Origin of the sequence: Streptomyces sp. NPDC091282 (genome assembly GCF_044757385.1) — a bacterium.
Lineage (GTDB): Bacteria > Actinomycetota > Actinomycetes > Streptomycetales > Streptomycetaceae > Streptomyces > Streptomyces gramineus.
In genome coordinates, this window is record NZ_JBIVUX010000003.1 from 139,139 (window position 1) to 160,134 (window position 20,996).

The 20,996-nt window shown below is 69.7% G+C and carries 19 protein-coding genes; 15 read left to right on the top strand and 4 right to left on the bottom strand.

Annotated elements, in window-relative coordinates; all coding sequences use genetic code 11:
• Nucleotides 1–13: 13 nt before the first annotated feature.
• A complete protein-coding gene (locus ACIQOE_RS14400; RefSeq protein WP_401411733.1) occupies nucleotides 14–322 on the bottom strand; it encodes a PASTA domain-containing protein in 309 nt (102 codons plus the stop codon).
• Nucleotides 323–432: 110 nt separating this feature from the next.
• Nucleotides 433–1,005 carry a GNAT family N-acetyltransferase gene (locus tag ACIQOE_RS14405; RefSeq protein WP_401411735.1) on the bottom strand — a complete coding sequence of 191 codons (573 nt, stop codon included), beginning with the start codon at nucleotides 1,003–1,005 and terminating at the stop codon, nucleotides 433–435.
• 99 nt (nucleotides 1,006–1,104) lie between these two features.
• Here ACIQOE_RS14405 and ACIQOE_RS14410 point away from each other — a divergent pair, with 99 nt between their 5' ends.
• Nucleotides 1,105–2,388: a geranylgeranyl reductase family protein gene (locus ACIQOE_RS14410; RefSeq protein ID WP_351317998.1), complete on the top strand. Its 1,284-nt coding sequence runs from the start codon at nucleotides 1,105–1,107 to the stop codon at nucleotides 2,386–2,388.
• Nucleotides 2,389–2,394: 6 nt separating this feature from the next.
• Here ACIQOE_RS14410 and def read toward each other — a convergent pair whose 3' ends face one another.
• Nucleotides 2,395–3,021 carry a peptide deformylase gene (gene def / locus ACIQOE_RS14415; protein WP_362640594.1) on the bottom strand — a complete coding sequence of 209 codons (627 nt, stop codon included), beginning with the start codon at nucleotides 3,019–3,021 and terminating at the stop codon, nucleotides 2,395–2,397.
• A gap of 455 nt (nucleotides 3,022–3,476) precedes the next feature.
• Nucleotides 3,477–4,283, bottom strand: coding sequence for a C40 family peptidase (locus tag ACIQOE_RS14420; RefSeq protein ID WP_362175112.1), 807 nt, complete (start codon nucleotides 4,281–4,283; stop codon nucleotides 3,477–3,479).
• Between the two features lie 754 nt (nucleotides 4,284–5,037).
• Between ACIQOE_RS14420 and ACIQOE_RS14425 the strand changes: the two genes are divergently transcribed.
• The 14 genes from ACIQOE_RS14425 to nuoN are packed head-to-tail and all read left to right on the top strand — an operon-like array spanning nucleotide 5,038 to nucleotide 20,973.
• Entirely contained in the window at nucleotides 5,038–5,397 is a 360-nt protein-coding gene (locus ACIQOE_RS14425) for an NADH-quinone oxidoreductase subunit A (protein ID WP_007383963.1), read from the top strand.
• A 13-nt stretch (nucleotides 5,398–5,410) separates the two neighbouring features.
• Nucleotides 5,411–5,965 carry an NADH-quinone oxidoreductase subunit B family protein gene (locus ACIQOE_RS14430; RefSeq protein ID WP_351318004.1) on the top strand — a complete coding sequence of 185 codons (555 nt, stop codon included), beginning with the start codon at nucleotides 5,411–5,413 and terminating at the stop codon, nucleotides 5,963–5,965.
• The gene (locus ACIQOE_RS14435; protein ID WP_351318006.1) at nucleotides 5,962–6,705 is read left to right on the top strand and encodes an NADH-quinone oxidoreductase subunit C; all 744 of its coding nucleotides are present in this window, start codon (nucleotides 5,962–5,964) and stop codon (nucleotides 6,703–6,705) included. Before ACIQOE_RS14430 ends, ACIQOE_RS14435 begins: the two co-directional genes overlap by 4 nt.
• On the top strand, nucleotides 6,702–8,039 hold the full coding sequence (locus ACIQOE_RS14440; protein ID WP_351318008.1) for an NADH-quinone oxidoreductase subunit D: 1,338 nt from the start codon (nucleotides 6,702–6,704) through the stop codon (nucleotides 8,037–8,039). Before ACIQOE_RS14435 ends, ACIQOE_RS14440 begins: the two co-directional genes overlap by 4 nt.
• Nucleotides 8,036–8,893, top strand: a complete 858-nt coding sequence (nuoE, locus tag ACIQOE_RS14445; protein ID WP_351318009.1) for an NADH-quinone oxidoreductase subunit NuoE — start codon at nucleotides 8,036–8,038, stop codon at nucleotides 8,891–8,893. Before ACIQOE_RS14440 ends, nuoE begins: the two co-directional genes overlap by 4 nt.
• Nucleotides 8,893–10,239 (top strand): NADH-quinone oxidoreductase subunit NuoF, encoded by a 1,347-nt coding sequence (gene nuoF / locus ACIQOE_RS14450; protein ID WP_390633106.1) that lies wholly within the window; start codon nucleotides 8,893–8,895, stop codon nucleotides 10,237–10,239. Before nuoE ends, nuoF begins: the two co-directional genes overlap by 1 nt.
• Entirely contained in the window at nucleotides 10,236–12,740 is a 2,505-nt protein-coding gene (locus ACIQOE_RS14455; protein ID WP_365554947.1) for an NADH-quinone oxidoreductase subunit G, read from the top strand. Before nuoF ends, ACIQOE_RS14455 begins: the two co-directional genes overlap by 4 nt.
• Nucleotides 12,737–14,107 (top strand): NADH-quinone oxidoreductase subunit NuoH, encoded by a 1,371-nt coding sequence (nuoH, locus tag ACIQOE_RS14460; protein WP_401411740.1) that lies wholly within the window; start codon nucleotides 12,737–12,739, stop codon nucleotides 14,105–14,107. Before ACIQOE_RS14455 ends, nuoH begins: the two co-directional genes overlap by 4 nt.
• Complete coding sequence (gene nuoI / locus ACIQOE_RS14465; protein ID WP_351318017.1) at nucleotides 14,100–14,702, top strand: NADH-quinone oxidoreductase subunit NuoI; 603 nt, start codon at nucleotides 14,100–14,102, stop codon at nucleotides 14,700–14,702. Before nuoH ends, nuoI begins: the two co-directional genes overlap by 8 nt.
• Complete coding sequence (locus tag ACIQOE_RS14470) at nucleotides 14,702–15,544, top strand: NADH-quinone oxidoreductase subunit J (protein ID WP_351318019.1); 843 nt, start codon at nucleotides 14,702–14,704, stop codon at nucleotides 15,542–15,544. The genes nuoI and ACIQOE_RS14470 overlap by 1 nt, the downstream gene beginning before the upstream one ends.
• Entirely contained in the window at nucleotides 15,541–15,840 is a 300-nt protein-coding gene (nuoK, locus tag ACIQOE_RS14475; RefSeq protein ID WP_351318021.1) for an NADH-quinone oxidoreductase subunit NuoK, read from the top strand. The genes ACIQOE_RS14470 and nuoK overlap by 4 nt, the downstream gene beginning before the upstream one ends.
• 14 nt (nucleotides 15,841–15,854) lie before the next feature.
• Entirely contained in the window at nucleotides 15,855–17,750 is a 1,896-nt protein-coding gene (nuoL, locus tag ACIQOE_RS14480) for an NADH-quinone oxidoreductase subunit L (protein WP_365570499.1), read from the top strand.
• Between the two features lie 5 nt (nucleotides 17,751–17,755).
• Nucleotides 17,756–19,327 carry an NADH-quinone oxidoreductase subunit M gene (locus ACIQOE_RS14485; RefSeq protein ID WP_401411743.1) on the top strand — a complete coding sequence of 524 codons (1,572 nt, stop codon included), beginning with the start codon at nucleotides 17,756–17,758 and terminating at the stop codon, nucleotides 19,325–19,327.
• The gene (gene nuoN / locus ACIQOE_RS14490; protein WP_351318027.1) at nucleotides 19,324–20,973 is read left to right on the top strand and encodes an NADH-quinone oxidoreductase subunit NuoN; all 1,650 of its coding nucleotides are present in this window, start codon (nucleotides 19,324–19,326) and stop codon (nucleotides 20,971–20,973) included. The genes ACIQOE_RS14485 and nuoN overlap by 4 nt, the downstream gene beginning before the upstream one ends.
• Nucleotides 20,974–20,996: the final 23 nt, after the last annotated feature.

Here is a 20,996-nt window from a genome sequence, read left to right on the forward strand (position 1 = left end):
CCGGCGCCGGGCGTCACCCGCCGATCACCTCGAAGGTGTCACCGGGCCGGTCCAGCTCCCGTTGCAGTCCGCCCGACGGCGGCCGTGGGATGCGTGGCTCGCGCACGCCTCCGCCGCCCTCGCCCTCACCGAAGTCGAACCACACGTACACCATCGAATCCCGCGGCACCTCGGCGCCGGCCTGCGGGAACTGGCGTACGACGTAGTCGACGACCGTGAGATGGAACTCCGGCCGGTCCGGCGCGTTGAGGAACAGTCCCCGCGCCCGGGCGGTCTCACGCGCGTCCACGGCCATCAGTCCGACCAGCCGTGGCACGCGCACTTCGGGTGTTTTGGGCGTTATATGCACAGATGTCACCCCCAGCGGTACTGGAAGGGTAACCCCCGGCATATGGCGGCCGGAAGCGCCAAGTGTCTTTCTGTAACAGATCGTTACTCTCGGTTGCCAGTCAAGCGATCGTCAGGGGTGATGTCCGGGACTTTGCCCGAGTTGTCGTCCGACAGGTCGAGCCGGAAGCAGAGCGCGCCCTCCGCGAGCCTCGGGTGCGGGAACGTCTGCGCGAGTTCCATCCCGAGCCGGCGGGTCACCGCGACCGACCGCTCGTTGCCGGGCCGCACCATCGCCACCACCCTCGGCACGCCCGCGGCCCGCAGCCGCTCCAGCGTCGCCAGCGCCGCGGCCGTGGCGTATCCCTGGCCCCAGAACTCCCGGCCGAGCCGCCAGCCGATCTCGATCTCCCCCTTGGGCCCCCAGTCCTGCGGCCACGGCTGGGCGCCGGTGAAACCGATGACCCGGCCGGACTCGTCGGCCATCGTCCACAGGCAGAAACCGAACTCCGCGTCGTGCCGGCGCTGCCGGGCGGTGAGCTCCTCGTAGACGGACAGCTCCGCGGACCTGCCGCCGTGGAACTCCATGACATCCGGGTCGTCGAAGACCCGGTACCAGGCGAACGCGTCCTCGTGCGTGGGCACACGCAGCCTTACCGCGGGGAGAGCTCGGTTCACAGGGGCAGCCCTTCAGCCGGGTGATCAGTACCGCTGAATAGACTGCCCATGTCCAGTGCCGGTCGGCACGCAGATTTCTAGCCTTGGGGAGACCCTGCCGTGACCGAGCCCCTCTCCGAAAACACCGCCGATGTCATCGTCGTCGGCGCGGGGCCAGCCGGCTCCACGACGGCGTACCACCTCGCCAAGTCCGGTCTGGACGTGCTGCTGCTGGAGAAGACCGAGTTCCCCCGCGAGAAGGTGTGCGGCGACGGCCTCACCCCGCGCGCGGTCAAGCAGCTGGTCGCCATGGGCGTCGACATCTCCGAGGAGGCCGGCTGGCTGCGCAACAAGGGCCTGCGCATCGTCGGCGGCGGCACCCGCCTCCAGCTCGACTGGCCGGATCTCGCCTCCTTCCCCGACTACGGCCTGGTCCGCAAACGCGACGACTTCGACGAACAGCTCGCCCGGCAGGCGCAGAAGGCGGGCGCCCGCCTCTACGAGCGGTGCAACGTCGGCGCCCCGATCGTCGACGACCGCACCGGCCGGATCACCGGCGTGCACGCCAAGCTCGGCGAGGAGAAGCGCGAGGTCACCTTCCACGCGCCGCTCGTCGTGGCCGCCGACGGCAACTCCACCCGCCTCTCCCTCGCGATGGGCCTGCACCGCCGCGAGGACCGCCCGATGGGCGTGGCCGTGCGGACCTACTTCACCTCCCCCCGTCACGAGGACGACTACCTGGAGTCCTGGCTGGAGCTCTGGGACCGCCGCGGCCCCCAGGACCGCCTGCTGCCCGGTTACGGCTGGATCTTCGGCATGGGCGACGGCACCTCCAACGTCGGCCTGGGTGTCCTGAACACCTCCGACTCCTTCAAGGAACTGGACTGGCGCGAGGTCCTCAAGGCCTGGTGCGCCTCCATGCCCGCCGACTGGGGCTACACCCCGGAGAACATGACCGGCCCGATCCGCGGCGCGGCCCTCCCGATGGCCTTCAACCGCCAGCCCCACTACACGCGCGGCCTGCTGCTCGTCGGTGACGCCGGCGGCCTGGTGAACCCCTTCAACGGCGAGGGCATCGCCTACGCCATGGAATCCGGCCAGATCGCCGCCGACGTCATCGTCCAGGCGCACGCGCGGGCCACGCCCGGCCAGCGCGAGATCGCCCTGCAGCGCTACCCGCGGGTCCTCAAGGACACCTACGGCGGCTACTACTCGCTGGGCCGCGCCTTCGTGAAGCTCATCGGCAACCCGAAGGTCATGCAGATCGCGGCCCAGCGCGGTCTGACCCACCCGCTGCTCATGAAGTTCACCCTGAAGCTCCTGGCGAACCTCACCGACCCGACCGGCGGCGACGCGATGGACCGCATCATCAACGGGCTGAGCAAGGTGGCCCCGAAGGCGTGAGCGCCGCTACGAGGTGAGCGCCTCGACGGTGGCGGCTCTGCGGGCGTGGACCTCCTCCCGCCGGGCCGCCATCTGCCGCAGCGCCTCCTTGCGCTCCCGGCCGGAGAGCCGGTCCAGGTACACGCGTCCGTCCACATGGTCGGTCTCGTGCGCCAGGCAGCGGGCGAAATATCCCGTTCCCTCGACGGTGAGCGGATTGCCGTCCTTGTCGAATCCGTGCACGACCGCCCGGTCCGGGCGCGGTACGTCCATGACGGCACCGGGCACCGACAGGCAGCCCTCGCCCTCGTCGAGCAGCCGCCGCCCGGCCGGGTCCTGCGGCTCCAGCACCGGGTTGACGACATGGCCGACATGTCGGACACCATCGTCATCGGGGCAGTCGTACACGAACAGGCGCAGGTCGACACCGACTTGGTTGGCCGCGAGGCCGGCTCCCTCGGCGATGTACATCGTGAGGAACATGTCGTCGACGAGCGCGGCGAGGTCGGGTCCGAACTCCGTGACGTCCCGGCACGGCCTGTGCAGGACCTCCTCGCCGGTCTCGGTGATCCTGCGCACCGAACCGCGCAGGGCCTCGGGGGCGTGACGGGGGTAGTGGTCCACGGGGTTTCCCTGGACGAAGACGCGTGGCATCGCGGTGTCCCTCCTCGGATCTCGTGCCGCTCCGTGCGAGCGGCACGCATCGAGAATCCCAGGAGTCGCCCGAACGCGGGCGGGCCTGTGGAAAACGGGGGCGGATCGCCTCTGTGGACGAGTCGCCTGTGGACGACCGGAGGCAGGGGCCTGTGGACAGGCGGAGGCGGGGCCCGGGAGATGTCCGGGGAGCGGGCGCCCGAGGGCGCCCGAGGAGGGGCGGCCCTGACGGGAGTCCTCGGCGGGACGGCGGCCCATCACGGGACGGCGGGCCCCCGGCGGGCCGGCAGGACGCCGGGCGGCTGGGCGGCCGGGAGTGGGCCGGCGGCCGGGTGCGGGCGGGGGCCGGGCCCCGGCCGGTGCGCCGGTAGGGCCGCTGCCCCCGAGCGGCTGCGGCCCCACCGTGCTTGTGCGTTGCCCGAGTTGTCTCGGGTTGTTCCAGGATGCCCCTGTTCTCAGAGCACCCGCACCGCGCCGCTCGGCGGGTCGTACGACAGCGGGTGCTCACCGACGCCGCTGGAGGGGTTCTGGGCGCCCACGAACATGCCGTCACCGACGTACACGGCCACGTGGTACGCGCTGCCGGCGCTGCCCCAGTAGAGGATGTCGCCGGGCTGCAGGTTGCTCAGCGAGACCTGGGTGCCCTGCGTCGACTGGTCCTGGGAGACGCGCGGCAGGCTGACGCCGACCGACTTGAAGGCGGCCTGCACGAGACCCGAGCAGTCCCACGAGTTGGGGCCCGTGCCGCCGGAGACGTAGGCGTCGCCGATCTGCGCCTTCACGAAGGCGACCACGGCGGCGGCCGAACCGGTCGCCGTGGACGTGCTCGTGGAGGCGCTGGAGCCGGTCGAGGCGGCGCTGAGCACGGTCCGCTCGGCGCTGCGGGAGGCGGCGCGCGCGGCGGCCTCCTTGCGGGCCTCCTCGGCCTTCTTCTTGGCCTCGGCCTTCTTCTTCGCTTCGGCGAGGTCCGACTTGGCCTGCTTCGCGGCCTTTGTGGCGGCCGCGTCGCGCTCGGCCTGGAGCGCGTAGTTCGCCGCGGCCTGCTGTGTGGCGTCGGCGGACTGGGCCACCTGGGTGGCCAGGTCGGCCGTCAGGGTGGGCAGTTCGAGCGTCTGCGTCACGGGTTCGGCGGCACTCGCCGAGGCCGCGCCCGCCGCTGCCATGCCGAGGACGCCACTGGCAACTCCGGCGCGCACGGCGATGCTTGTCGTCGCGCTGCGGCGGGGTTTCCGGTGGCTGCGTATGTGAGCGGTGTGGGACATGGGAACAACCGGTACCAGGGGCTCCTTCATATCTTCAAGAAACGTGTGCTGCGCCACAGTTGTTCAATCCGGCCTGAGAATCCCGCCCTTGTCATTCTTTATTGACGCCGTAACGGACATTGCGGGCGTCCGTGATCATGCATGTGATCACGTTCTTTCGCCATAACGTCCGAATTGCCCCCCACCTACCATCGGTTGAGATGTTTGGCCAAGCCCGGTTCTCATCGGCCTCTCATCAATGTGGCGGAGGTCACGGAACGGTTACCGGGAGGGGTGCGTCTCGCGTGCGGTTCGAGGCGGACCGAGTTCGTGAACGCGTGCACGCGTCCACATCACCCCTCGCACCTCCCTCCGACGTGTGAACGCGCTCCTCTATCAGGACGGTCGGTCCACCGCGAATTTGCATGCAGAGGAACCCTCTTGATATGGAGACGCCCGCCCGGAACCCCCTCCGGCCTGCGTCGACGGTCAAAAATGTCACCTCTGGTGATCAGGTGAACGCTTCGAGTATGAAGATCACCACTCATCCGACTTCATGATCGATCGTCAGGTGGTGGAGATCACAAAGCTTGTGTAATACCCCGTGTCGCAGATCACAGAGCGACGGGCATAAGATGCGAGGCAGTCGGGCTTGTGACCTGCTTCACATGTTCGCGATCTTCGCCCGGGACGTGCGGGGTTCGTGTGACGGATGAGGCGAGTGGGCCCGGTCGAACCGCCACCAGTCAGTGCCGACTGAGAGGAGCGAGGAGCGGTGAACGCGTATGCGCCCATCCTCGTACTGGGAGCCCTCGGGGCAGGCTTTGCGATCTTCTCCGTGGTCATGGCCACGCTGATCGGTCCGAAGCGGTACAACCGCGCCAAGCTCGAAGCCTACGAGTGCGGCATCGAGCCGACCCCCACGCCGGCCGGCGGCGGGCGTTTCCCGATCAAGTACTACCTGACGGCGATGCTCTTCATCGTCTTCGACATCGAGATCGTCTTCCTCTACCCCTGGGCCGTCACCTTCGACGCCCTGGGTGTTTTCGGGCTCGTGGAGATGCTGCTCTTCGTGCTCACCGTCTTCGTCGCATACGCGTACGTGTGGCGGCGCGGCGGCCTGGAATGGGACTGAGGGGCTTTAAGTCATGGGACTCGAAGAAAAGCTGCCGAGCGGATTCCTGCTGACCACCGTCGAGCAGGCCGCGGGCTGGGTGCGCAAGGCGTCCGTCTTCCCCGCCACCTTCGGCCTCGCCTGCTGCGCCTTCGAAATGATGACGGCGGGCGCGGGCCGGTACGACCTGGCGCGGTTCGGCATGGAGGTCTTCCGCGGCTCACCGCGCCAGGCCGACCTGATGATCGTCGCCGGCCGGGTCAGCCAGAAGATGGCGCCCGTCCTGCGGCAGGTCTACGACCAGATGCCCAACCCCAAGTGGGTGATCTCCATGGGCGTCTGCGCCTCCTCGGGCGGCATGTTCAACAACTACGCCATCGTCCAGGGCGTCGACCACATCGTCCCGGTCGACATCTACCTGCCCGGCTGCCCGCCCCGCCCCGAGATGCTGCTGGACGCGATCCTCAAGCTCCACCAGAAGATCCAGAACGGCAAGCTCGGCGTCAACGCGAAGGAAGCGGCCCGCGAGGCGGAGGAGGCGGCGCTCAAGGCGCTGCCCACGATCGAGATGAAGGGGCTGCTGCGGTGAGTGACGCGAACGGTCACGACGGGGCCAACCCCGAGAAGGACCTCGCCGCCGACAACCTTCCCGGCCAGCGCGGCCAGGGCGGCGAGGAGATCCGCGTCCAGCGCGGCATGTTCGGCGCCAACAACGGCGGCGACACCTCCGGCTACGGAGGCCTGGTCCGCTCGGTCCGCCTTCCCGGACCGGCGGCCCGCCCCTACGGCGGCTGGTTCGACGAGGTCGCCGACGAGCTGGAGGGCGCCCTGGAGGAACAGGGACTGCTGCCCGCCAACGCCATCGAGAAGACGGTCGTCGACCGCGGCGAGGTCACCTTCCACATCGAGCGCGAGCACCTGCTGCGCGTCGCCCGCACCCTGCGCGACGATCCCGCGCTCCGGTTCGAGCTGTGCACCGGCGTCAGCGGCGTGCACTACCTCCAGGACAAGGGCCGCGAGCTGCACGCCGTCTACCACCTGCGCTCGATCACCCACAACCGGGTGATCCGCCTGGAGGTCAGCGCCCCCGACGCCGACCCGCACATCCCATCCCTGGTCTCCGTGTATCCGACCAACGACTGGCACGAGCGGGAGACCTACGACTTCTTCGGGATCGTCTTCGACGGTCACCCGGCCCTGACGCGGATCCTCATGCCCGACGACTGGCAGGGCCATCCGCAGCGCAAGGACTACCCCCTCGGCGGCATCCCCGTCGAGTACAAGGGCGCCCAGATCCCGGCTCCGGACCAGCGGAGGTCGTACTCGTGAGCACACAGTCAGCATCCGCGGCCGCCGCCTCGGCGCGCGAGACCACCGAGGGCACCGTCTACACGGTCACCGGTGGCGACTGGGACGAGATCGTCCAGTCCGCGGCCCGCGCCGACGACGAGCGCATCGTCGTCAACATGGGTCCCCAGCACCCCTCCACCCATGGAGTGCTCCGGCTGATCCTGGAGATCGACGGCGAGACCGTCACCGAGACCCGCTGCGGCGTCGGCTACCTGCACACCGGCATCGAGAAGAACCTCGAGTACCGCACGTGGACCCAGGGCTCCGCCTTCGTCACGCGCATGGACTACCTGACGTCCTTCTTCAACGAGACCGCCTACTGTCTCGCCGTCGAGAAGCTCCTCGGCATCGAGGACCAGGTACCCGACCGCGCGACGATCATCCGGGTGCTCCTGATGGAGCTGAACCGGATGTCCTCGCACCTGGTGGCCATCGCCACCGGCGGCATGGAACTGGGCGCCACCACGGTCATGATCTACGGATTCCGTGATCGTGAAATGATTCTCGACCTCTTCGAGCTGATCACCGGCCTGCGGATGAACCACGCCTTCATCCGGCCCGGCGGACTCGCCCAGGACCTGCCGCCCGGCGCGGTCGACCAGATCCGCGAGTTCGTCAAGAAGATGCGGAAGAACCTCCCCGAGTACGACAAGCTCGCCACCGGGAACCCCGTCTTCAAGGGCCGTATGCAGAACATCGGCTACCTCGACCTGGCCGGCTGCATGGCCCTCGGCGCCACCGGCCCCATCCTGCGGGCCACCGGCCTGCCGCACGACCTGCGCAAGTCCCAGCCGTACTGCGGCTACGAGAACTACGACTTCGACGTCGCCGTCGCCGACACCTCGGACGCCTACGGCCGCTTCCTGATCCGCCTGGAGGAGATGCGCCAGTCGCTCAGGATCGTCGAGCAGTGCCTGGACCGGCTCGAGCCCGGACCGGTCATGGTCGCCGACAAGAAGATCGCCTGGCCCGCGCAGCTGGCCCTGGGACCCGACGGACTCGGCAACTCCCTCGACCACATCAAGAAGATCATGGGCACCTCCATGGAGGCCCTGATCCACCACTTCAAGCTGGTCACCGAGGGCTTCCGGGTGCCGCCCGGACAGGTCTACACGGCCATCGAGTCACCCAAGGGCGAACTCGGGGCGCACGTCGTCTCCGACGGCGGCACCCGCCCCTACCGGGTCCACTTCCGCGACCCGTCCTTCGCCAACCTGCAGGCCATCGCGGCGATGTGTGAGGGCGGCCAGGTGGCCGACGTCATCGTCGTCATCGCGTCCATCGACCCGGTACTGGGAGGCGTCGACCGGTGAACACCTCTTCCTCGGAGCGGGGCGTCAGCCTGGGCATGCCCGAGCTGCCCGCGCCCGCGTTTCCGGACGACGTCCGGGCCCGGCTGGAGACGGACGCGCGCGAGATCATCGCGCGCTACCCCGACTCCCGGTCCGCCCTACTGCCGATGCTGCACCTCGTGCAGTCGGAGGAAGGGCACGTCACGCGCACCGGGATGCGGTTCTGCGCCGACGTGCTGAAGCTGACCACGGCGGAGGTCACCGCGGTCGCCACCTTCTACACGATGTACCGGCGCAAGCCCTCCGGCGACTACCAGGTCGGCGTCTGCACCAACACCCTGTGCGCGGTGATGGGCGGCGACGCCATCTTCGAGTCCCTCCAGGAGCACCTGGGCGTCGGCAACGGCGAGACCACCGACGACGGCAGCGTCACCCTGGAGCACATCGAGTGCAACGCGGCCTGCGACTTCGCACCGGTCGTGATGGTCAACTGGGAGTTCTTCGACAACCAGACCCCCGCGAGCGCCCGTCGCCTGGTCGACGACCTGCGCGCGGGCCGGGACGTCGAGCCCACCCGCGGGGCCAGGCTGTGCACCTTCAAGGAGACCGCGCGGATCCTGGCCGGCTTCCCCGACGAGCGGCCCGGTGCCGTCGCCGAGAGCGGCAGCGCCGGACCCGCCTCCCTGGTGGGACTCCACCTGTCCAGGGGAGAGGCCGCACCCGCGCGCGTGGTCCATCCGCGTCCGGGCCCGCAGGACCGCACGGTGCACGAGCCGTCACCGGCCGAGCACCTCAGTTCCCACGACGCACCGCAGGAGACCTCGGCCTCCGACCCGTCGCACCCGGCAGGACCCGCCGCCGAGGAGGGGGAGTGATGACGGTGGTACCCGATCTCAAGGACACCAGCCCCGAGAAGCTGCTCGCACCCGTGCTGTCGGCCTTCTGGGACGAGGACGAGTCCTGGACGCTGGACGTCTACCGGCGCCACGACGGATACGAGGGGCTCCGCAAGGCCCTCGCCATGTCGCCGGACGACCTGATCGCCTACGTCAAGGAGTCCGGACTCCGCGGCCGCGGCGGCGCCGGATTCCCCACCGGGATGAAGTGGCAGTTCATCCCGCAGGGAGACGGCAAGCCGCACTACCTGGTGGTCAACGCCGACGAGTCGGAGCCCGGGACCTGCAAGGACATCCCGCTCCTGTTCGCGAACCCGCACAGCCTCATCGAGGGCATCGTCATCGCCTGCTACGCCATCCGGTCGTCGCACGCCTTCATCTACCTGCGCGGTGAGGTCGTCCCCGTCCTGCGGCGGCTGCACGAGGCCGTGCGCGAGGCCTACGAGGCCGGCTTCCTCGGCGAGAACATCCTCGGCAGCGGGCTCGACCTGACCCTCACCGTGCACGCCGGCGCCGGCGCGTACATCTGCGGTGAGGAGACCGCGCTGCTCGACTCGCTCGAAGGCCGCCGCGGCCAGCCGCGACTGCGTCCTCCCTTCCCGGCCGTCGAGGGCCTCTACGCCTGCCCCACTGTGGTGAACAACGTCGAGTCCATCGCGTCGGTTCCCGCGATCCTGCACCGGGGCAAGGACTGGTTCAGGTCGATGGGCAGCGAGAAGTCGCCCGGCTTCACGCTGTACTCGCTCAGCGGCCACGTCACCAGCCCCGGCCAGTACGAGGCACCGCTCGGCATCACCCTGCGCCAGCTCCTCGACATGAGCGGCGGGATGCGCGCCGGCCACCGGCTGAAGTTCTGGACGCCGGGCGGTTCCTCGACGCCCATGTTCACCGACGAACACCTCGACGTCCCCCTGGACTACGAGGGAGTGGGCGCCGCCGGTTCCATGCTCGGCACCAAGGCACTCCAGTGCTTCGACGAGACCACCTGCGTGGTGCGCGCCGTCACCCGCTGGACCGAGTTCTACGCCCACGAGTCCTGCGGCAAGTGCACTCCCTGCCGCGAAGGCACCTACTGGCTCGTGCAGCTGCTGCGCGACATCGAGGCCGGCAAGGGCGTGATGTCCGACCTCGACAAGCTGAACGACATCGCCGACAACATCAACGGCAAGTCGTTCTGCGCCCTCGGCGACGGCGCCGCGTCCCCGATCTTCTCCTCACTGAAGTACTTCCGCGAGGAGTACGAACAGCACATCACGGGCCGGGGCTGCCCCTTCGACCCGGCCAAGTCGACGGCCTGGGCGGACCGCCCGGAGGTGAACGCATGACCGTGACCACGAGTTCCCCCTCCTCGGGGGGAACGGCGGCGGTCCCGCCGCAGGACCTCGTCACGCTGACGATCGACGGCGCGGAGATCAGCGTGCCCAAGGGCACCCTGGTCATCCGAGCCGCCGAACAGCTCGGCATCGAGATCCCGCGCTTCTGCGACCACCCCCTGCTCGACCCGGCCGGCGCCTGCCGCCAGTGCATCGTCGAGGTCGAGGGCCAGCGCAAGCCCATGGCGTCCTGCACGATCACCTGCACCGACGGCATGGTCGTGAAGACCCATCTCACCTCCCCGGTCGCCGAGAAGGCCCAGCACGGCGTGATGGAGCTGCTGCTCATCAACCACCCGCTGGACTGCCCGGTCTGCGACAAGGGCGGCGAGTGCCCGCTGCAGAACCAGGCGATGTCGCACGGCAACGCCGAGTCCCGCTTCGAAGGCAAGAAGCGCACCTACGAGAAGCCCGTCCCGATCTCCACCCAGGTGCTCCTCGACCGCGAGCGGTGCGTGCTGTGCGCCCGCTGCACCCGGTTCTCCAACCAGGTCGCCGGCGACCCGATGATCGAACTCGTGGAGCGCGGCGCGCTCCAGCAGGTCGGCACCGGCGAGGGCGACCCGTTCGAGTCGTACTTCTCCGGGAACACCATCCAGATCTGCCCGGTGGGCGCGCTGACCTCGGCGGCCTACCGCTTCCGCTCCCGGCCCTTCGACCTGATCTCCTCGCCGTCCGTGTGCGAGCACTGCTCCGGCGGCTGCGCCACCCGCACCGACCACCGGCGCGGCAAGGTCATGCGGCGGCTCGCTGCCAACGACCCCGAGGTCAACGAGGAGTGGATCTGCGACAAGGGACGCTTCGCGTTCCGGTACGCGCAGCAGAAGGACCGCCTGGAGACCCCGCTGGTCCGCAACGCCCAGGGCGTGCTCGAACCGGCCTCCTGGCCGGAGGCGCTCGACGCGGCCGCCCGCGGACTGGCCGCGGCCCGCTCCCGGGCCGGTGTCCTCACCGGCGGCCGGCTCACCGTCGAGGACGCCTACGCGTACAGCAAGTTCGCGCGCGTGGCGCTCGACACCAACGACATCGACTTCCGCGCGCGCGTGCACAGCAGCGAGGAGGCCGACTTCCTGGCCGCCCGGGTCGCGGGCCGCGGCCGTGACCTCGACGGCGAGGGCGTCACCTACACCTCGCTGGAACAGGCGCCCGCCGTCCTGCTGGTCGGGTTCGAGTCGGAGGAAGAGGCGCCCGGCGTCTTCCTGAGGCTGCGCAAGGCCTCGCGCAAGCGCAGGCAGCGGGTGTTCTCGCTGGCCACGCATGCCACCCGCGGCCTGGAGAAGGCCGGCGGCACGCTGCTGCCGGCCGCCCCCGGAACCGAGACCGAATGGCTGGACGCGCTCGCCGGCGGCGTCGGCCTGGAGGAGCCCGGCACGCAGGCCGCCGAGGCGCTGCGCGCCGAGGGCGCGGTCATCGTCGTGGGCGAGCGGCTGGCGTCGGTCGTCGGCGGCCTGACCGCCGCCGTACGCGCCGCCACCGCCACCGGCGCCCGGCTGGTGTGGATCCCGCGCCGGTCCGGTGAGCGGGGCGCGATCGAGGCGGGCGCACTGCCGTCGCTGCTGCCCGGCGGCCGTCCGGCCACCGACCCGCGCGCGCGGGACGAGGTCGCCGCCGCCTGGGGCGTGGCCGAACTGCCGCTGCGCTACGGCCGCGACACCGGCCAGATCGTCGAGGCGGCCGCCCGCGGCGAGCTCTCCGCGCTGGTGGTCGCCGGCGTCGAGGTAGCCGACCTGCCCGACCCCACGCGCGCGCGTGCCGCGCTCGAAGCCGTCGGCTTCCTGGTCTCGCTGGAGCTGCGGCCCAGCGAGGTCACCGAGCGCGCCGACGTCGTCCTGCCGGTCGCCGCCGTCGCCGAGAAGGCCGGCACCTTCCTCAACTGGGAAGGCAGGGTGCGGCTCTTCGAGGCCGCGCTCAAGCCCGAGCAGATGACCCGGCGGCTTGCGCCCACCGACGCGCGCGTGCTGCAGATGCTCGCCGACGCCATGGACGTCCACCTCGGCCTGCCCGACCTGCGCACCACGCGCGCGGAACTCGACCGGCTCGGCGGCTGGGACGGGCCGAAGGCCTCCGAGCCGCGGGAGACGGCGGGACCGCTGCCGCGCCCGGCGGCCGGGGAGGCCGTGCTCGCCGGACACCGGCTCCTGCTGGACCAGGGCGTCCTGCAGGAGGGCGACGAGGCGCTCGCCGGCACCCGGCACGCCGCCCACGCCCGGCTGTCCGCGGCGACCGCCGCCGAGGCCGGTCTCGCCGACGGTGACCCGGTCGCCGTCACCTCGGGGGCCGGCACCGTCGAACTCCCGCTCAGGATCACCGAGATGCCCGACCGCGTGGTCTGGCTGCCGCTGAACTCCGTGGGCGGCGGTGTCGCCTCCGACACCGGGGCGCAGCCCGGCTCCCTCGTCCGCATCGGCCCGGCGGCCACCGCCGGTGAGGCCCCCAAGGAGGTGGAGGCATGACCCCGTACCTCGCTGCTGAAGACCTCTCCATGTTCGGCCGCGACCCGTGGTGGCTGGTCGTCATCAAGGCGGTCTTCTGCTTCGCCTTCCTGATGGTGACCGTGCTGGTCTCCATCGTCATGGAGCGCAAGGTCATCGCCTGGATGCAGCTGCGCATCGGCCCCAACCGGCACGGTCCCTGGGGCATGCTCCAGTCGCTGGCCGACGGCGTGAAGCTGATGCTCAAGGAAGACCTCATCGTCAAGCGGGCCGACAAGGTCGTCTACATCCTCGCGCCGATCGTCGCGGCCATCCCGGCGTTCATGGCCATCGCGGTCATCCCCTTCGGTCCGGCGGGCAACGAGATCTCGATCTTCGGCCACCGCACCACGATGCAGCTCACCGACCTGCCGATCGCGATGCTCTACATCCTCGCGGTCGCCTCCATCGGCATCTACGGCATCGTCCTGGCCGGCTGGAGCTCAGGATCCACCTATCCGCTCCTCGGCGGCCTGCGCTCCTGCGCGCAGATGATCTCCTACGAGATCGCCATGGGCGCCTCGTTCGCCTCGGTGTTCCTGTACTCGGGCTCCATGTCGACGTCCACGATCGTCGCCCAGCAGCACGACCGCTGGTACATCGTGCTGCTGCCGGTGTCGTTCATCCTCTACGTCGTCACCATGGTCGGCGAGACCAACCGCGCCCCGTTCGACATGCCGGAGTCCGAGGGCGACCTGGTCGGCGGCTTCAACACCGAGTACTCGTCGATCAAGTTCGCGATGTTCATGCTCGCCGAGTACGTCAACATGGTGACGGTCGCCGCCGTGTCGACCACGCTGTTCCTCGGCGGCTGGCGAGCCCCCTGGCCGATCAGCACCGTCTGGGCGGGCGCCAACCACGGCTGGTGGCCCATGCTCTGGTTCGTCGCCAAGGTCGTGACGCTGCTGTTCGTCTTCGTCTGGCTGCGCGCCAGCCTCCCGCGCGTGCGCTACGACCAGCTGATGAAGCTCGGCTGGAAGGTCCTCATCCCGGTCTCGGTCGTCTGGCTGATGCTCGTCGCCACCGTGCGGGCCCTGCGCAACGAGAACTACGACTTCGCCGACATCGCCCTCTACGTCGGCGGCGGAGTGCTCGCCCTGCTCCTGCTCTCCTTCGTCGCCGACATGTTCCGCGACAAGGGCGGCAAGGAGGCCGCGGCGCGGCCGGCCGACGAGCCGGCCGCGTTCGACCCGATGGCGGGCGGGTACCCCGTGCCGCCGCTGCCCGGACAGGAGCTGCCGCCGGTGCCCCGGCGCAGTCCGCGCCGGGAGCGGGAGCTGATTGTCAGTGGTGGACCGGACGCTGTCAGTGACGGATCTACGGATGGAAAGGAGGCGTCCGATGGCTGAGGAGCCCAAGGAGACCGAGCCCGGTTTCCTGAACCCCGTGGCCGGCTTCGGCGTGACCTTCAAGGCCATGTTCAAGAAGCGGCTGACCGAGCAGTACCCGGAGCAGAAGAAGACCACGGCTCCGCGGTTCCACGGACGGCACCAGCTCAACCGCCATCCGGACGGCCTGGAGAAGTGCGTCGGGTGCGAACTGTGCGCCTGGGCCTGCCCCGCCGACGCCATCTACGTCGAGGGCGCCGACAACACCGATGAGGAGCGCTACTCGCCGGGTGAGCGCTACGGCCGCGTCTACCAGATCAACTACGCCCGCTGCATCCTGTGCGGCCTGTGCATCGAGGCGTGCCCCACGCGCGCGCTGACGATGACCAACGAGTTCGAGCTCGCCGACACCAGCCGCGCCAACCTCATCTACACCAAGGAGCAGCTGCTCGCCGGTCTCGAGGAGGGCATGGTCGACTCGCCGCACTCGATCTTCCCGGGCACCGACGAACAGGACTACTACCGGGGCCTGGTGACCGAGGCGGCGCCCGGGACCGTGCGGCAGGTGGCCGTCTCCAAGGGCGAGAAGCCGGAGGAAGAGGGGGTGGAGGCGTGATGGGTCCGCAGCTCGCCGCCTACGCCACCTCCACCGGCGAGGCCTTCCAGTTCTGGGTCCTCGGCACCGTCGCCGTGCTCGGCGCCCTGGGCACCATCCTCATGAGGCGGGCCGTGCACAGCGCGCTCTGCCTCGCCGGCACCATGATCATCCTGGCGGTCTTCTACCTCGCCAACGGCGCCTACTTCCTGGGCATCGTGCAGATCGTCGTCTACACCGGCGCGATCATGATGCTGTTCCTCTTCGTGGTGATGCTGGTCGGCGTGACCGCCGCCGACTCCTTGTCGGAGACCATCAAGGGCCAGCGCTGGCTGGCCCTCGTGTGCGGTGTCGGCTTCGGCGTGCTGCTCCTCGCGGGCATCGCCAACGCCTCCCTCAAGAACTTCGAGGGCACCGGCCAGGCCAACGCCAACGGCAACGTCGAGGGCCTCGCCGCCCTCATCTTCACCAAGTACGTCTTCGCCTTCGAGATCACCGGCGCCCTGCTCATCACGGCGGCGGTCGGCGCCATGGTGCTCACCCACCGCGAGCGCACCGAGCGCGCGAAGACCCAGCGCGAGCAGTCCGAGCAGCGCGTCCGCGACGGCAAGCACCTGCCGCCGCTGCCCGCCCCCGGCGTCTACGCCCGGCACAACGCCGTCGACATCGCCGGCCTGCTGCCCGACGGCACGCCGTCCGAGCTCACGGTCAACAAGACGCTGCGCGACCGCGGCCAGATCCGTGACGTGTCCACGGAGGCCCTGAACGACCTGCGGGCCCTGGAGCAGCGCGCCGAGGAACGGCTGGAGCGGACCCCGATCGAGCCGGAGAACCTCAAGCGGCCCGAGGAGGCGTCGAAGTGAACCCGGTCTACTACCTCTATCTCGCCGCCCTGCTCTTCACGATCGGCGCCACCGGCGTGCTGATCAGACGGAACGCGATCGTCGTCTTCATGTGCGTCGAGCTGATGCTCAACGCCTGCAACCTCGCGTTCGTCGTCTTCTCCCGCATGCACGGCAATCTCGACGGCCAGATCATCGCCTTCTTCACGATGGTCGTCGCCGCCGCGGAGGTCGTGGTCGGGCTCGCGATCATCGTGTCGCTGTTCCGTACCCGCCACTCGGCCTCGGTCGACGACGCCAGCCTGATGAAGCTGTAAGGGGTCGCTGAATCGTGGAGAACCTGATTGCGCTGCTGATCGCGGCGCCCCTGCTCGGAGCGGCCGTCCTCCTGGTCGGCGGCCGTCGCCTGGACGGCGTGGGCCACTGGATCGGCACGCTCCTGTCGACGACGTCCTTCGTGTTCGGCGTGATCCTCTTCGCCGGCCTGCTGGGCAAGGACGCCGAACACCGCACCCTGATGCAGCACCTGTTCACCTGGGTGCCGGTGGAGGGCTTCCAGGCGGACGTCGCCTTCCGCCTCGACCAGCTGTCGATGACGTTCGTCCTGCTGATCACCGGCGTCGGCTCGCTCATCCACCTGTACTCGATCGGGTACATGGAGCACGACGAGCGCCGCCGCCGCTTCTTCGGCTATCTGAACCTGTTCCTCGCGGCGATGCTGCTGCTCGTCCTCGCCGACAACTACCTGCTGCTGTACGTCGGCTGGGAGGGCGTCGGTCTCGCCTCCTACCTGCTGATCGGCTTCTGGCAGCACAAGCCCAGCGCGGCGACGGCGGCCAAGAAGGCCTTCCTGGTCAACCGGGTCGGCGACATGGGCCTGTCCATCGCGATCATGCTGATGTTCACGACGTTCGGCACGTTCGCCTTCGGCCCGGTCCTCACCCACGCCACCGACGCCTCCGAGGGCAAGCTCACCGCGATCGGCCTGATGCTGCTGCTCGCCGCCTGCGGCAAGTCCGCCCAGGTCCCGCTGCAGTCCTGGCTGGGCGACGCCATGGAGGGCCCGACCCCGGTCTCCGCCCTCATCCACGCGGCGACCATGGTGACCGCCGGCGTCTACCTCATCGTCCGCTCCGGAGCGATCTTCAACGCGGCCCCGGACGCACAGCTCGTCGTCACCGTCGTGGGCGCCGTCACGCTCCTGTTCGGTGCGATCGTCGGTTGCGCGAAGGACGACATCAAGAAGGCGCTCGCCGGTTCGACCATGTCGCAGATCGGCTACATGGTGCTCGCCGCCGGCCTCGGCCCGATCGGCTACGTGTTCGCGATCATGCACCTGGTGACGCACGGCTTCTTCAAGGCCGGACTGTTCCTCGGCGCGGGCTCCGTCATGCACGGCATGAACGACGAGGTCGACATGCGCAAGTTCGGCGGCCTCCGCTCGTACATGCCGGTCACCTTCATCACCTTCGGCCTCGGCTACCTCGCGATCATCGGGTTCCCGGGCCTGTCCGGCTTCTTCTCCAAGGACAAGATCATCGAGGCGGCGTTCGCCAAGGGCGGCGCCGAGGGCTGGATCCTCGGCGCCTGCGCCCTGCTCGGCGCGGCCATCACCGCGTTCTACATGACCCGCGTGATGCTGATGACGTTCTTCGGCGAGAAGCGCTGGCAGCCCGACGAGCACGGCCACGAGCCGCACCCGCACGAGTCCCCGAAGTCCATGACGATCCCGATGATCGTGCTGGCGATCGGCTCGGTCTTCGGCGGCGCGTTCTTCAGCATCGGCGACCGCTTCCTGCACTGGCTGGAGCCGGTCACCGGCCACAGCGAGGGCGACTCCCCGCTGAGCGCGGCCACCGTCACCGGCGCCACCATGGTGTGCCTGGTCATCGGCGTCGGCATCGCCTGGCTCCAGTACGGCCGCCGTGCCGTCCCGGCCGTCGCCCCGCGCGGTTCGCTGCTGACCCGCGCGGCCCGCCGCGACCTCCTCCAGGACGACTTCAACCACGTCGTACTGGTCCGCGGCGGCGAACACCTCACCCGCTCCCTGGTCTACGTCGACCACACCCTGGTCGACGGGGTCGTCAACGGCACGGCGGCGGGCTTCGGCGGACTGTCCGGCCGGCTGCGCAAGCTCCAGAACGGCTACGCGCGCTCGTACGCGGTCTCGATGTTCGGCGGCGCCGCCCTCCTGGTCGCCGCGACCCTGCTGATGAGGGCGGTCTGATACCGATGTCCTTTCCTCTGCTGACAGCGACGGCGGTGCTCCCGGCCGTCGGGGCGGTCGCCACGGCCGCCGTGCCGGCCGCCCGGCGCACCGCCGCCAAATGGCTCGCGCTGCTGGTCTCGCTCGCCACCCTGGCCCTCGCGGTCGCCGTCCTGGTCCGCTTCGACCCGGGCGGCGCCCGCTACCAGCTCACCGAGTCCCACGCCTGGATCTCGGACTTCGGCGTCCGCTACGAACTGGGCGTCGACGGCATCGCGGTCGCCCTGATCGCGCTGACCGCCCTGCTGATCCCGTTCATCGTCCTGGCGGGCTGGCACGACGCCGACCCGCTGGAGACCGGCAGCAAGCGGTGGCGGCCGACCCAGGGCTTCTTCGCCCTGATCCTGGCCGTCGAGGCGATGGTGATCATCTCCTTCGAGGCCACCGACGTCTTCCTCTTCTACATCTTCTTCGAAGCCATGCTGATCCCGATGTACTTCCTCATCGGCGGCTTCGGGGACCGCGCCCACTCCGGCTCCGACGAGAACGCGGCGGCCCAGCGGTCGTACGCCGCCGTGAAGTTCCTGCTCTACAACCTGGTCGGCGGCCTGATCATGCTGGCCGCGGTGATCGGCCTCTACGTGGTCGCCGGGAACTTCTCCCTCGCGGAGATCGCGCAGGCCCGCGCGAACGGCTCGCTGCACATGGCGACCAGCACCGAACGCTGGCTGTTCCTCGGCTTCTTCTTCGCCTTCGCGGTGAAGGCGCCGCTGTGGCCGCTGCACACCTGGCTGCCCAACGCCATGCAGGAGTCCACGACGCCGGTCGCCGTGCTCATCACGGCGGTCGTCGACAAGGTGGGCACGTTCGCGATGCTCCGCTTCTGCCTCCAGCTGTTCCCCGAGGCCTCGAAGTGGGCGACCCCCGCCATCCTCGTCCTCGCCGTGATCAGCATCATCTACGGCGCGCTGCTCGCCGTCGGCCAGCGGGACATCAAGCGGCTGGTCGCCTACGCGTCCATCTCGCACTTCGGCTTCATCATCCTGGGCATCTTCGCGATGACCAGCCAGGGCCAGTCCGGCGCCACGCTGTACATGGTCAACCACGGCATCTCCACCGCCGCGCTGATGCTGGTCGCCGGCTTCCTGATCTCCCGGCGCGGCTCGCGGCTCATCGCCGACTACGGCGGTGTGCAGAAGGTCGCCCCGGTGCTCGCCGGCACCTTCCTGATCGGCGGCCTGGCCACCCTGTCGCTGCCGGGACTCGCCCCCTTCGTGAGCGAGTTCCTGGTCCTGGTCGGCACGTTCGCGCGCTACCCGGCCCTCGGCATCATCGCCACCCTCGGCATCGTCCTCGCCGCGCTCTACACCCTCGTCCTGTACCAGCGGACGATGACGGGCCCGGTGAAACCGGAGGTCTCGGCGATGCCCGACCTACGCGCGCGTGAGCTGCTGGTCGTCACGCCGCTGATCGTCCTGCTGATCTTCCTGGGCGTCTACCCGAAGCCCGTCACGGACATCGTCAACCCGGCGGTCAAGCAGACCATGTCGGACGTACACAAGACCGACCCGAAGCCCGCAGTGGAGGCGGCCAAGTGAGCGCAGCAGCCGTCCACAGCCTGTGGACAACCGCGGCGGAGCCGATCGCGAAGATCGACGCGCCGAAGATCGAATACGGACAATTGTCCCCCACCCTGATCGTGCTCGGCGCGGCGCTCGTCGGGGTGCTCGTCGAGGCGTTCGTGCCGCGCAAGTCCCGCTACTACGCACAGGTCTTCGTCTCCGCCGTGGCGCTGTGCGCCGCCTTCGCGGCAGTCGTCGCCCTGGCCGCGGACGGATTCGGCACCACCAAGGCGCACATCGCCGCGATGGGCGCGATCGCCGTCGACGGACCGTCCCTGTTCCTGCAGGGCACGATCCTGCTGGCCGGTCTGCTCGCCCTGTTCACCTTCGCCGAGCGCCGCCTGGACCCGGCCGCCCACGGCAACCGCGTCGACTCCTTCGCCGCACAGGCCGCCTCGGTGCCCGGCAGCGACAGCGAGCAGGCCGCGGTGAAGGCGGGCTTCACCACCACCGAGGTCTTCCCGCTCCTCCTGTTCGCGATCGCGGGCATGCTGGTGTTCCCCTCGGCCAACGACCTGCTGACGCTCTTCGTGGCCCTGGAGGTCTTCTCCCTCCCGCTCTACCTGATGTGCGCCCTGGCCCGCCGCAAGCGCCTGATGTCCCAGGAAGCCGCGGTCAAGTACTTCCTGCTGGGCGCCTTCGCCTCCGCGTTCACGCTGTTCGGCATCGCCCTGCTGTACGGCTACGCCGGCTCGGTGTCCTACGCGACGCTCTCCCAGGTCGTCGACGGCACCGTCACCAGCGTCGACCCGGCCCTCGCCGACACCATGGGCAACGACGCGCTGCTCCTGATCGGCACCGCCATGGTCGTCATGGGCCTGCTCTTCAAGGTCGGCGCGGTGCCCTTCCACATGTGGACGCCCGACGTCTACCAGGGCGCACCCACCCCGGTGACCGGCTTCATGGCCGCGGCGACCAAGGTGGCCGCGTTCGGCGCGCTGCTGCGGCTGCTGTACGTCGTCCTGCCCGGCCTGCGCTGGGACTGGCGGCCGGTCATGTGGGCCGTCGCGATCATCACCATGCTGGGCGGCGCGATCGTCGCGATCACCCAGACCGACATCAAGCGGCTGCTCGCCTACTCGTCGATCGCGCACGCCGGATTCATCCTCGCAGGTGTCATCGCGACCTCGAAGGACGGCGTGTCGTCCGTGCTGTTCTACCTGGCCGGATACTCCTTCGTGACCATCGGCGCCTTCGCCGTGGTGACCCTGGTGCGCGACGCCGGCGGCGAGGCCACCCACCTGTCCAAGTGGGCCGGTCTCGGCCGGCGCTCACCGCTGGTCGCGGCCGTCTTCGCGGTGTTCCTGCTGGCCTTCGCGGGCATCCCGCTGACCTCGGGCTTCGCCGGGAAGTTCGCCGTCTTCAAGGCGGCGGCGGAGGGCGGCGCGGCCCCGCTGGTCGTCGTCGGTGTGATCTCGTCGGCGATCGCCGCGTTCTTCTACATCCGCGTGATCGTGCTGATGTTCTTCAGCGAGCCCAGGCCCGACGGCCCCACGGTCGCCGTCCCGTCACCGCTGACCATGGCGGCGATCGGCATCGGCGTGGCGGTCACGCTGGTGCTCGGTGTGGCCCCGCAGTACTTCCTGGACCTGGCGAGCCAGGCGGGCGTCTTCGTGCGCTGACCGTTCCGGTACGGCCGTGGGCC

What these genes read in the sequence shown, in the direction of transcription:
- ACIQOE_RS14485 (WP_401411743.1), top strand. Translation starts at nt 17,756, where the DNA reads ATGTCCTTTCCTCTGCTGACAGCGACGGCGGTGCTCCCGGCCGTCGGG.
- ACIQOE_RS14420 (WP_362175112.1), bottom strand. Translation starts at nt 4,283, where the DNA reads ATGTCCCACACCGCTCACATACGCAGCCACCGGAAACCCCGCCGCAGC.
- ACIQOE_RS14470 (WP_351318019.1), top strand. Translation starts at nt 14,702, where the DNA reads ATGGGTCCGCAGCTCGCCGCCTACGCCACCTCCACCGGCGAGGCCTTC.
- nuoF (WP_390633106.1), top strand. Translation starts at nt 8,893, where the DNA reads ATGACGGTGGTACCCGATCTCAAGGACACCAGCCCCGAGAAGCTGCTC.
- nuoI (WP_351318017.1), top strand. Translation starts at nt 14,100, where the DNA reads ATGGCTGAGGAGCCCAAGGAGACCGAGCCCGGTTTCCTGAACCCCGTG.
- def (WP_362640594.1), bottom strand. Translation starts at nt 3,021, where the DNA reads ATGCCACGCGTCTTCGTCCAGGGAAACCCCGTGGACCACTACCCCCGT.
- nuoH (WP_401411740.1), top strand. Translation starts at nt 12,737, where the DNA reads ATGACCCCGTACCTCGCTGCTGAAGACCTCTCCATGTTCGGCCGCGAC.
- ACIQOE_RS14430 (WP_351318004.1), top strand. Translation starts at nt 5,411, where the DNA reads ATGGGACTCGAAGAAAAGCTGCCGAGCGGATTCCTGCTGACCACCGTC.
- ACIQOE_RS14455 (WP_365554947.1), top strand. Translation starts at nt 10,236, where the DNA reads ATGACCGTGACCACGAGTTCCCCCTCCTCGGGGGGAACGGCGGCGGTC.